General features: G+C 43.0%; 14 protein-coding genes and 1 tRNA gene. 12 read left to right on the top strand and 3 right to left on the bottom strand.

Annotated elements, in window-relative coordinates:
- The first annotated feature begins 161 nt into the window (after positions 1 to 161).
- The 4 genes from noc (at position 162) to JOD82_RS24615 (ending at position 3,483) form a co-directional block, all read left to right on the top strand.
- A complete protein-coding gene (gene noc, locus JOD82_RS24630; RefSeq protein ID WP_029518966.1) occupies positions 162 to 980 on the top strand; it encodes a nucleoid occlusion protein in 819 nt (272 codons plus the stop codon).
- Between the two features lie 186 nt (positions 981 to 1,166).
- Positions 1,167 to 1,928 (top strand): ParA family protein, encoded by a 762-nt coding sequence (locus tag JOD82_RS24625; RefSeq protein ID WP_023991152.1) that lies wholly within the window; start codon positions 1,167 to 1,169, stop codon positions 1,926 to 1,928.
- Positions 1,921 to 2,763, top strand: a complete 843-nt coding sequence (locus JOD82_RS24620; RefSeq protein WP_029518964.1) for a ParB/RepB/Spo0J family partition protein — start codon at positions 1,921 to 1,923, stop codon at positions 2,761 to 2,763. Before JOD82_RS24625 ends, JOD82_RS24620 begins: the two co-directional genes overlap by 8 nt.
- A gap of 198 nt (positions 2,764 to 2,961) precedes the next feature.
- Positions 2,962 to 3,483, top strand: coding sequence for a DUF4446 family protein (locus tag JOD82_RS24615; protein ID WP_069012576.1), 522 nt, complete (start codon positions 2,962 to 2,964; stop codon positions 3,481 to 3,483).
- Here the strand turns inward: JOD82_RS24615 and yyaC are convergent.
- Positions 3,437 to 4,042 carry a spore protease YyaC gene (gene yyaC / locus JOD82_RS24610; RefSeq protein WP_025723135.1) on the bottom strand — a complete coding sequence of 202 codons (606 nt, stop codon included), beginning with the start codon at positions 4,040 to 4,042 and terminating at the stop codon, positions 3,437 to 3,439. The genes JOD82_RS24615 and yyaC overlap by 47 nt on opposite strands.
- Before the next feature lie 274 nt (positions 4,043 to 4,316).
- On the opposite strand from yyaC, the gene JOD82_RS24605 reads away from it, so the two are divergent.
- The 3 genes from JOD82_RS24605 to JOD82_RS24595 all read left to right on the top strand — a co-directional run bounded on the left by JOD82_RS24605 (position 4,317) and on the right by JOD82_RS24595 (position 5,649).
- Positions 4,317 to 5,267 (top strand): mechanosensitive ion channel family protein, encoded by a 951-nt coding sequence (locus JOD82_RS24605; protein WP_209950130.1) that lies wholly within the window; start codon positions 4,317 to 4,319, stop codon positions 5,265 to 5,267.
- Positions 5,257 to 5,481 (top strand): DUF951 domain-containing protein, encoded by a 225-nt coding sequence (locus JOD82_RS24600; protein WP_025723137.1) that lies wholly within the window; start codon positions 5,257 to 5,259, stop codon positions 5,479 to 5,481. The genes JOD82_RS24605 and JOD82_RS24600 overlap by 11 nt, the downstream gene beginning before the upstream one ends.
- A gap of 77 nt (positions 5,482 to 5,558) precedes the next feature.
- Positions 5,559 to 5,649 (top strand) — tRNA-Ser (locus JOD82_RS24595).
- Between the two features lie 220 nt (positions 5,650 to 5,869).
- Here JOD82_RS24595 and JOD82_RS24590 read toward each other — a convergent pair.
- Both JOD82_RS24590 and JOD82_RS24585 read right to left on the bottom strand, forming a co-directional pair.
- On the bottom strand, positions 5,870 to 6,187 hold the full coding sequence (locus JOD82_RS24590; RefSeq protein ID WP_013312804.1) for a hypothetical protein: 318 nt from the start codon (positions 6,185 to 6,187) through the stop codon (positions 5,870 to 5,872).
- A gap of 366 nt (positions 6,188 to 6,553) precedes the next feature.
- A complete protein-coding gene (locus JOD82_RS24585; RefSeq protein WP_013312803.1) occupies positions 6,554 to 6,748 on the bottom strand; it encodes a YjzC family protein in 195 nt (64 codons plus the stop codon).
- 319 nt (positions 6,749 to 7,067) lie between these two features.
- Between JOD82_RS24585 and rpsF the strand changes: the two genes are divergently transcribed.
- From rpsF to JOD82_RS24560, 5 genes are all read left to right on the top strand, one after another.
- Positions 7,068 to 7,352, top strand: coding sequence for a 30S ribosomal protein S6 (rpsF, locus tag JOD82_RS24580; protein WP_013312802.1), 285 nt, complete (start codon positions 7,068 to 7,070; stop codon positions 7,350 to 7,352).
- Between the two features lie 49 nt (positions 7,353 to 7,401).
- Positions 7,402 to 7,893, top strand: a complete 492-nt coding sequence (gene ssb / locus JOD82_RS24575; protein WP_013312801.1) for a single-stranded DNA-binding protein — start codon at positions 7,402 to 7,404, stop codon at positions 7,891 to 7,893.
- Between the two features lie 21 nt (positions 7,894 to 7,914).
- Positions 7,915 to 8,187 carry a 30S ribosomal protein S18 gene (rpsR, locus tag JOD82_RS24570; RefSeq protein WP_013312800.1) on the top strand — a complete coding sequence of 91 codons (273 nt, stop codon included), beginning with the start codon at positions 7,915 to 7,917 and terminating at the stop codon, positions 8,185 to 8,187.
- Between the two features lie 525 nt (positions 8,188 to 8,712).
- Positions 8,713 to 10,452 (top strand): ABC transporter substrate-binding protein, encoded by a 1,740-nt coding sequence (locus tag JOD82_RS24565; protein WP_209950129.1) that lies wholly within the window; start codon positions 8,713 to 8,715, stop codon positions 10,450 to 10,452.
- Positions 10,453 to 10,520: 68 nt separating this feature from the next.
- A complete protein-coding gene (locus tag JOD82_RS24560) occupies positions 10,521 to 11,483 on the top strand; it encodes an ABC transporter permease (protein ID WP_023991143.1) in 963 nt (320 codons plus the stop codon).
- Positions 11,484 to 11,490: the final 7 nt, after the last annotated feature.

Below are 11,490 nucleotides of genomic sequence, written 5' to 3'. Positions count from 1 at the left end.
ACATATAGGGGAGTGGGACAACAAATGTCGGGTGAGTACGTGGAGTGTACCCGCTTACGGCGCTGTTTCATATAGAAGGGTCTACGATCCGCGTAAGGAACTGTTTTTCACGAAGCGCTGTTAGTATGGTGCTATTATGAAATTAGGTGGTATTATACGGAATGAAAGAACAATTTTCCAAGCTATTTGGTTTGACGGAGCGATCTACTGGGGACGAAATAAAACAAATTCCAGTTCGGGATATTGTCAGCAGTCCTTATCAGCCCCGTACCATATTTGACGACGAGAAGATTGATGAGCTATGCCAGACCATTAAGACGCATGGTGTAATTCAACCGATTGTCGTTCGTTTCCGTAATGGGCAATATGAGATTATAGCAGGGGAACGTCGTTGGAGAGCTGTCACCAAGCTGGGTATGGAATCTATTCCAGCTATTGTTCGTGAGTTTAATGATTCACAAGCTGCATCCATCGCGTTGATTGAAAATCTTCAACGGGAAGGGTTAACTGCGATTGAAGAGGCTGTAGCTTACCAAAAGCTGATTGATCTACATCAGCTCACCCAGGAAAGCCTCGCTCAACGACTTGGCAAAAGCCAATCCACTATTGCTAACAAGATACGGCTGCTTCATCTACCGGAGAGAGTGAAAGAGGCTCTAATGGAACGGAAGGTATCCGAGCGTCATGCTCGTGCATTATTGTCATTAGAGACTGAAGAACTACAGTACAAGGTTTTAGATGAAGTCATTGCCAAGGAACTCAATGTGAAGCAGACAGAGGCACGAGTTGCCTTTTATAAACAAGTATCCACTAATAAGAAATCGAAGCGGATTTCCTTTACCAAGGATGTCCGGCTTGCGCTGAATACAATTCGTCAATCCATTGATATGGTGTCTGGCTCAGGCTTGGATATCAAGACCAAGGAATCTGATCATGAGGATCACTATGAGATTGTCATTCAAATTCCCAAACGTAAGTAAGGGATGAAGCGTACAGGCGGCAGCAATTGCCGCTTTTTCTGTCTAACGCCGAATAAAACCGCAGCATACTCAATTCTATTCTGAAATTGCCGTTATCCCTAAGATAAGGACTAAGTAACGTCTCCATAGAGCGTTTTGCAGGTATGGAGTGTAGCAGGATTCCGATTAAATTATGAGGTGAATGAAGTGTCAAAAATAATAGCCGTAGCCAATCAAAAGGGCGGAGTAGGCAAAACAACTACTTCCGTTAATTTGGGCGCCGGACTTGCTTCCCTCGGCAAAAGGGTATTGCTCGTGGATATCGACCCGCAAGGTAATACAACCAGCGGTGTGGGTATCAATAAGGCGGATGTGGCAAATTGTATTTATGATGTACTCATTAACGAGGTTGATCCTAGCGAAGCTATTGTCAGTACACAGGTTGAGGGATTAGATATAATTCCGGCAACCATTCAGTTAGCAGGCGCGGAAATTGAACTGGTGCCGACTATTTCTCGTGAGTTGAGATTAAAAAGATCGCTTCAACTCGTTAAGCATAATTATGATTATATACTAATTGATTGCCCACCATCGCTGGGTATTTTGACGCTCAATTCATTGACGGCTTCCGATTCAGTCATTATCCCAATCCAGTGTGAATATTACGCATTGGAAGGATTAAGTCAATTGTTGAATACCGTGCGATTAGTGCAAAAACATCTGAACACCTCATTGCAAATTGAAGGTGTGTTGTTAACCATGTTTGATGCTCGCACGAACTTGGGTATACAGGTGATTGAAGAAGTGAAAAAATATTTTCAAAGCAAGGTTTATCAGACGATTATTCCACGCAATGTGAGACTCAGCGAAGCACCTTCACATGGCCAGTCCATTATTACGTATGATCCCCGTTCCCGTGGGGCAGAGGTATATATTGAGTTGGCAAAGGAAGTGGTATCTTATGAGTAAACGGTTGGGAAAAGGACTTGATGCACTCATTCCCTCCCTTACGGTCAATGAAGAGGATAAGGTTGTTGACATTCCGCTGAGCCAGTTGCGTGCGAACCCGTACCAGCCTCGCAAAACGTTTGATGAAGAGTCCATTAAGGAATTAGCCGAGTCCATTCGTCAGCACGGTGTTATCCAACCTATTATTGCACGTAGTGTATTGCGAGGATATGAAATCATAGCCGGGGAAAGACGATTTCGGGCATCTCAATTTTGTGGGAATCCGACGATACCTGTGGTTGTTCGTAATTTTACGGATCAGCAGGTGATGGAGATTGCTCTGATTGAGAATTTGCAGCGTGAGAATTTGAATGCTATGGAAGTAGCAGTAGCTTATCAGGGATTAATGGATCAATTTTCTTTAACTCAGGAAGAGTTGTCCATGAAAGTGGGAAAATCACGCTCTCATATTGCCAATTTCCTTCGCTTGCTCGCATTACCTGAAGAAGTTAAAGATCATGTTTCACGTGGAACATTGTCTATGGGACATGCTAGAGCTATTGTTGGCCTCAAAGATCCAGACATGGTGAAACAGTTAGCACAACAATGTATTGAACAGCAGTGGAGTGTTCGCGAGCTGGAGGAAGCCGTACAGCAGTTGGATCATAAGCCTGGTGAGGCGAAAGCCAAAGCAAAGGTACGAAAAAAGGACCCCTATATTGACCATATGGAAGAGTCCTTGCGTGAACGCTTTAAAACAACTGTGAAGATCAAGCATAATAAAGATAAAGGCAAAATTGAATTGAATTATTACAGTCAGCAGGATTTGGAAAGATTACTGGAGCTATTACAGTAGTTTGTTGAAATATGGACATGTCTCCTTGAGCAAAATGGAAAGTGAGATATGTCTTTGCTTTGTCTGGAATTGCAGGAATTAGAATGGTTTTGATGGATAAACTAATAGCCTTGTGTTATTTGTTTCGCTGTTCTCAAACGTATAAAATATAAGTATGCAGTAATATGATTTTTGGGGTAGAGGAGTAGAAGCAAGCATATGGCTGAATTGAATGGACTAATCATGGAACAGCTTGCCGGAATCGTTGCAGGGATCGTGCTTATTTTGCTCATCCTGTTGATTGTTATTATTGTGCAGGCTGCAAAGCTAAAGAAGATGCGGCGAAAGTATGAAACCATGATGGCAGGCAGTGGTGTCGAGAATTTGGAAACACTGTTGATTGATTTGAAGGTACAGATGGATACGATTGAGGATGAGCAGGAAACCCATCGTGCAAGTATGAAATCACTACGTAGTAAACTGACAGGCTTGAAGGGACATATAGGCATCAAACGCTATAATGCCTTTGGTGAGAGAGGAAGCGATTTAAGCTTCTCTCTGGCTATTGTAGACGACAATCAGGATGGTATGGTATTAACCGGCATTTATAACCGAGATGGCTCATATGTGTATGCCAAGCCTCTAGAAGCGGGACAATCCACCTATTCCTTATCACCTGAAGAAAAAGAAGCCGTCACTCTTGCGCAGCAAGCAGGACAGAACGGTAGTGCCACTCCTTAATCGCGGAGTATAGGCTGCCAGCAATGATATCTGATAATTTCATTACCAAATTTAGTCTTGTATTTTGCAGCACGAAGTATTCCATGAAGCCGCCGACGTTAACGATACCAGTCAAATGGATATCGCCGACCGGCGGTAATTCTTTATTTACACCTGCTCCAGGCTTGAGAGGACCATCTGAAACCTGAATGCATCCAACGCTGGAGGTTTGTCCAAGACATGCATCTATACCAATGATATAAGGCTGTTCATATCGGGCTTGTATGCCGTTCAGTGTCGTTTGCAGGTTCATGGCATGTACAGGCTCCTCTAATGTACCGTATAGGTTAAACAGAGGGCTTTTGTAGCGTGATAAATGCGTACCTACGAGCGGACCCAGACAATCTCCAGTAGAACGGTCAGTGCCGATGCAAATAATGACGATATTTTGCAGACTCGGTGCCTGATGGAGATGGAACAGTAGACGATGGATGATGGCTGATTGGATCCCGGGATCTGTGTGTGATATTTTTAAACTTAGGGGTTCTTGCCCCGGAATGAAGTCAGATGGATGAGTCATGGAATCTTCCTTTCGCTCTGTAGTGGAGTGTGAAGGTTACGCTCGCAGTACCTTGAGATAACAATTAGCCTGCGGGTAACATTTATGCTCAGGATAGTAGCTAGTATATGGATAAACTTATGCTTTTATACTCACAGGAAGTAGAATATTCATAGCCATATGTTTGAAGTCGGTAGATAAGCTTATATAGTGAGGATTTTGCAAAATCCTGATAGTAGGAAATAGAATTCGGGAAGCAGGAAGAGTAGTTCCCTTGTTTAAGGAGGAGTACAGCATGACCTTTATACATTGGTTGACCGATAATTTAGACACGGGTGACGTAGTGAAAGGTGCAATTCACTGGAAGGATGCTGTATTGAAATGGCTTACCGATAGTGCGATGTGGTCGACCTTTTTGTTTGTAATTTTGAAAATCGCGATTATTTTTATCATCACACGTATCTTTATTCGAGTTATTAATAAAATTATAGATAAGTCGATGCAACAAAAAGGAGATAACGGCAGGTTTCGATTGAATACAAGGCGGTTAACGACTGTTGGGGAACTACTGAAAAATGTAACCAATATTGTATTTAATTTCATTTTGATTATGCTGGTACTATCGCAAATGGGCATTAATCTCGGCCCTCTGATTGCTGGAGCTGGAGTGCTTGGATTGGCTGTTGGTTTTGGGGCACAGAGTTTGGTTAAGGATGTAATTACCGGATTCTTTATTATTTTTGAAGATCAATTTGCCGTAGGAGATGTCATTCAGACAGGTACTTTCAAGGGTACGGTGGAAATGATCGGGCTGCGCACAACCAGACTGGTGAGCTGGAAAGGTGAGGTGTACATTTTACCAAACGGCTCAATTACAACGGTAACGAACTTCTCTATGTCCAACGCGTTAGCGGTAGTGGATGTGCCAATGAAGGCCGAGCGTAGCCTGGAGGAAGCAGTTGGTTTGGTAAAACAGGCAATCCAAGGTATTGAAGAGTCCAATGTACAGATACTTAATATACCGGATGTGTTAGGGGTTCAGTCCATGACTACCTCAGAGTATATTGTGCGTGTTGTGGCAGAATGTATGCCGAATACAGGGGCCGTGGTAGAGCGTGATATTCAGAATAACATCAAGAAGGCCCTAGAGGATGAGGAACATCGTCAGGCAGCCTTGGAGACAGCGATAACCCTAGAAAAAGAAGATGAACAAGGAAGAAAAGGGGGAGAGAAGGGTGGAGCGTAAGTCATTTGAACTAGGGGACATTGTACAGATGAAGAAGCCTCATCCGTGTGGAACGAATGAAATGGAAATTATCCGCATGGGGATGGATATTCGAATCAAATGTGTCGGTTGCCAGCATAGTGTGCTGATTCCGCGTGCCAAGTTCGAAAAGAATATGAAGAAAGTGCTGCGATCAAAGGCTAATGCCGACGAGCAAAACACAGAAGCAAATTGAGCTAAGAAAGATGAATGGTGATGAACCAGAATCAGCTTGCGTCACAGTTGCAATGATGATATAATTATCCTTGCTGCGGAAAGGTACCCAAGAGGTCTAAGGGGGCTGACTCGAAATCAGTTAGGCGTCGCAAGGCGTGCGTGGGTTCGACTCCCACTCTTTCCGCCACTAACTTCATTAAATAAACCAATCTCTTACGTCTGTGACGTAGGGGATTTTTTGTTTGTGGAATAAAAGGTCAACAGACTGTGATAAAGTGAAAAGCACTAAGATAAACCATGAGAGTAAAGGAAGAAACAATTACAAATCTATTGGGATGAATAAGGCGTTATAGCAAAAAAATGCTCCTGACAGCGGGGAAATTATTGCCGTTAGGAGCACTCTTTTGTTATAGCTGGTTAGGCGGGTAATGATAGCGTTTTGTTTTTTTTGAGCCAGAGATCATCAGAAGGATCGCTGCAATCAAATGGAGAGCCCAGCCTACAAAGGGTATCCAGGCCAGCAAAGAAGTGAGTACTCCCCATACGGAGCCGTAGATCGCTTCCTGATTGCGTAACGACAGGATAAGTGTTACTGCATGCAGGACAAGCATAAATCCCAGAGCTGAGTAGCCGGTCCCCATGACAATAGCTCCCCCCACAATCGGTACGGCAAGCACCAATTCGAATATACCTGATATCCACTTTAATATTCGAGAATAGCTCATCTTTAAACCTCCGTAGATAGTAGGTCTTTGTACTTGGATATATTCTAGCAGAAGGAGCTGAATTAATCTGCATTTTACCAGGATATGCAAAAAGTCCGATAATGCAACAAAGGAGGACCACAAAGGTCCTCCATCGTAGGCGATACATTTTTAACAGGATACGATCTGTCCAATCACATCATGAAACTCGGTGTACTGACAAGCAATACCGTGTTGAAAAGACAGTGTCCTTTTACACAAACCTAACGCTTCTAATGCCCGGAATGGATCTCCTAACAGTTTGTCCGGCTACGTCGTCCAACGGAACCACACCTCTCTGTTGTATCGCCTAATCATAATATGGCCAGGATTCCGAGGAAATATACATTAGTGGACACGAGCTTTCGTTTTTTTCTTCCATTTGCGATTATGGTTGGCGGTCTCCGGAAAAGAATCGCCTCTTTCCAGCGTTACCTGCTGCGGATTTTGGATTTCAGTATGGAAGCTCTTTTCTCCGACCTCCATGTATACGCCGTCGTTTGGGACCTTATCCCCTGGTTCGAACTCAGTCTTTTCACCCATACGGTGGTGCCTCCTTAGATAAATGAATTTGAACTGCAACGGTTATTGTGCGCTGTCTTGAACAGAAACATGCGAAATCGGGTATACAGATAGTGAGTGAATCAAATGATTTCCTTTATATATGCGAAATTTTTGATGTTCTATAAAATTGTATAAAGCTAATGATATGCAGGTGTATTTAGCCGTGGTAGGCTTGTGTATTGAATTTGTAGGTTGCATTCAGTTGCTCGATTTGGTAAACTGTTTTAGTGCGAGCTTAGGCTCGTTCCTTGCTCTCAACTGAGATTGAGGGCCTTATGTCCATAAGGAGGTGTAAAGAATGCGCAAATATGAAGCGATGTATATTATTCGTCCTGACATTGAACAAGAAGCTGTTCAAGCGACAGTCGATAAATTCCAAGGTATCATCTCTAACGGCGGTGGCGAAATTACGAGTCACGATGTAACTAAACGCCGTCTTGCGTATGAGATCAAGAAATTCCGTGATGGTTCTTTCGTTCTGGTAAACTTCACAGCAGAACCTGCTGTTGTTACTGAGCTTGAGCGTATCATGAAAATTTCTGACGAAGTAATTCGTTATCTCATTACGAACGACGTAGCTTAATTATTGTACGTGATTATGTAATGAACAACGCTCAAAGGAGGGGATTGGATTGTTGAACCGTGTCATTCTGATCGGTCGTTTGACCAAAGATCCAGAGCTGCGCTATACACCGTCTGGTGTAGCAGTAACCCAGTTCACCCTGGCTGTAGACCGTCCGTTTACGAGTCAAGGCGGCGAACGGGAAGCGGATTTCTTGCCGATCGTAACCTGGCGTCAGCTTGCTGAAACATGCGCTAACTATCTTCGCAAAGGTCGTTTAACGGCTGTTGAAGGCCGTGTTCAGGTGCGTAATTATGAGAACAATGAAGGAAAACGTGTATACGTGACTGAAATTGTAGCTGATAATGTGCGTTTCTTGGAATCTAACCGCGATGGCGGTAACGGTGGCGGCAATAGCGGTGGAGCTGCGCGTGAGGAGTCTCCTTTCGGAGGCGGTAACAGCAATAGTGGACGCGGGAATAATAACTCGCGAAACAATCAGGATCCTTTTTCCGATGACGGAAAACCGATCGATATTTCGGATGATGATTTACCATTTTAATTGGGAAAGGACTGACAAAGAATGGGCTTCAGACAAAGAGAAGGCGGAGACGATAACAAAAGACCAGCTCGTCGTGGTGGTCGCAACAAACGTCGTAAAGTATGTTTCTTCACTGTGAACAAAATTACTCACATTGACTATAAAGATACAGACCTGCTTAAAAAATTCATCAGCGAACGTGGAAAAATTCTTCCTCGTCGTGTGACTGGAACAAGCGCGAAATATCAACGTATGTTGACAATCGCTGTTAAACGTTCCCGTCAAATCGCATTGCTTCCTTACACTACTGAATAGTAGTGGGTGGAAAAAAGAGACGTTCCCGATCCCGGGAGCGTCTTTTTTCGTGATCTTTTATATTGACAACAAGTGCCATCTATTGTAACTTACTAATAATACAATCCATGTTTACCCATAAACCATAGTATACCTTTTAATGGCTTGTGAAATTACAAGCTCCTCAACTCGCCAGAGTAAACAATTTAGCCTCCCGGAATGTTATTTTATATTACATGTAATCTTGTTTTTTGTCATTTTCCACAAGTAAAATTCATAAAGTTTACATAAATAGATATTTTGCATTTTTATATTACATAAAAAAAGATATTGACGTGATATTATTTTACACTTAAGATAAACCTTAATAAAAATGTAATGGTTGTTAACGCACAAAATTGACCAGAGGTCTAAAACACGTGTTTACGCTATTAAAGATAGTAAGGAGGATGTGCAAACTTCATTTTCAAACCTCAAGCTTTAACGAATCACCGCAGGAATGAGACAGGCTGTTAAATAAAGAACCGACTAAGGGGGATTAACAGGATGATGCAGACGAAGAAATGGGTTTCTTTGCTTATGATGCTTACGATCGTTGGTGTTCTGTTTGCAGGATGTAGCGGAGGTGCCAATGAGGCACAGCCACAGCAAGGCAATGCGGGCAATAAAACAGAGGGAAATGAAGCAAGTGCACCTGTTACGGAGGGCGTTATTAAAGCAACTGATCTGTCGCAAAACCCTCCGGGAGCGACTAATCGGAAAGATAACATTGTAGTAGGTATGACATCACCTAAAGGGGTATTCAACCCGCTATTCTGGCAAACGACTTACGATTTATATGTAGTCAGAACAGTATTTGATTCCTTCTTACAGGTGAAGGCGGATGGTACATATGAAAATAGTTTGGCTGAAAAGGTTGATGTATCGCCGGATGGTCTAAAATACACATTCCATCTGAAACCAGGTGTGAAGTATAGTGACGGCACCCCAGTAACCGTAAAGGATTATGCTTTTGTACTCAAAGTGCTGCATGATCCGAATTATGATGGAGAAACCGATGTATTGTCTTTTAAGATTAAAGGCGGTAAAGAATATCACGATGGAAAAGCAAATGATATCTCGGGGATCAAGGTCATTGATGATAATACAGTAGAGGTCACCGTTACAGAAGCAACAGCGTATACGAAGGATTTTCTGGGTGAGCAATACTTTATGCCAGAAGCTTATTACGGAAAAGGATTTAAAAAAGGTAACCTGGACAGCATCAAGGCGCTTAATAATAAGCCGATCGGCTCTGGTCAGTACGTACTGAAGAGCTTCTCCCCAGGTCAACAAGTCGTATTGGATGCGAATCCAAACTACTTTAAAGGCGCACCAAAGGTGAAATCAGTTATTTTTAAAACAACAACAGAAGAAACGAACCTGTCTATGCTGCAAACGGGCGAAACGGACATGGACAACATCACAGTTACGGAAGACAATGTAGAGGAATTAAAGGCTCTAGGCTTCTTGGACGTGAATATTATGCCGACAAATGGCTATGGATATATAGCGTTTAATCACAAGGAAAAGAAATTTCAGGACCCTAAAGTACGTCAAGCTCTAACGATTGGTTTGAACCGCAAAGAGATTGTGCAGGGCGTGTATGGTCCATATGCGAATGTTATTAACATTCCACAATCTACAGAATCTTGGTCTTATACGGATGAAGGTATCAACAAATATGAATTTGATACAGCTAAGGCGAAGGCTTTGCTGGATGAGGCAGGCTGGAAGGTTGGTGCTGACGGAATTCGCGAAAAGGGCGGAGAAAAGCTGACCATTAACTTCTCTGCGACTGCTGATAATCCAGTTGTAGAGGCCTTGCTACCGATCATGTCCAATAACTATAAGGAGCTAGGCATCAAGCTGACTTCCGAAACTTTAGATTTTAACGCCATTATGGATAAAAAGGATACAGGCAAGTTCGATATGTTCTTCGCGGCTTGGGGCTTAACTCCAGACCCGGATACAACAACTTTTATTACGAATGGTGCACAAAATGATATCGGCTATTCCAATAAGAAGGTCGATGAACTAACGCTTGCTGGTAAGCATGAGCTGGATCAAGAGAAACGGAAACAGATTTACAAACAGCTCTATCAAGAATTGAACAAAGATCTGCCAACTATTTTTATGTACCAACGCAGAGATATGTGGCCAGTTAATGGACGTGTATCTGGCTTAGAAATTACTCCATACAAAGATTTTGAGTTCACTCTGCATAACGCTCAGATCGCTCAATAAGGGTTGCCAAACGTATGCTCAGCTCTCACGAGCTGGGCATATCACTTTATTCGTCTGGAGGAATGAATATGAAGCAGTACATTATTCGAAGACTGCTGCAACTCATCCCCACACTTATTGGCATATCTATTATCGTATTTGCGATTTCAGCCATGGTGCCGGGTGATTATATTACAGCCAAGCAGAACCCAAATATGACCGCCGAAAAGGCGCAGCAGCTACGACATATCTACGGGCTGGATAAACCGGAATACCAACGCTATTTTATATGGGCCGGTAATATGTTAAAGGGGAATATGGGGGATTCATTACAGCATAAGCAGCCGGTAACGAAGGTCATTGGCAATTATGTATGGAACTCATTTATTATCGCTTTTTTTAGTCTTATTTTCAGCTGGTTGATTGCGGTTATTGCAGGGGTATTTTCAGCCAAGTTCCAATATTCGTTATTCGATAAGTTTGTCACATTATTTATTTTCTTATGTATGTCGCTGCCTTCATTTTTTATTGGTCTATTGGTCATCAAAATATTTGCCCTGGAGTGGGGAATTCTCCCGGTTGGGGGCATGACCACAGCAGGGATGGAGCCAGGCTCATGGGCTTATATGGTGGATGTTCTCAAGCATATGTTCCTGCCGACACTCGTACTTACGATGCTGAGCACAGGAAGCCTGACCCGGTATTTCCGTACAGGCATGTTGGAGGTCATTCGTCAGGATTATATTCGTACCGCACGCGCCAAAGGCTTGAAGGAACGGACAGTTATTTTCAAGCACGCACTGCGCAATGCACTGATTCCAGCCATCACACTACTCGGCTTCGAGCTTCCGGCCTTATTTGGCGGGGCGATGATTCTGGAGAAGGTATTTGTGTGGCCAGGTGTGGGTCAGGTTTATCTGGAGTCGATTAGTATGCGGGATTATCCGTTTATGTTGGGCTTCACGATTTTCTTAGCGTTACTTACGCTTATCGGTAATTTGCTCTCTGATGTATTGTATGGCATGGCAGATCCAAGAATTCGCTTGAAGTAGGAGGGAT

Source organism: Paenibacillus sp. 1182 (genome assembly GCF_017833915.1).
Classification (GTDB): domain Bacteria; phylum Bacillota; class Bacilli; order Paenibacillales; family Paenibacillaceae; genus Paenibacillus; species Paenibacillus polymyxa_D.
This window is presented reverse-complemented; position numbering and strand designations above follow the sequence as displayed.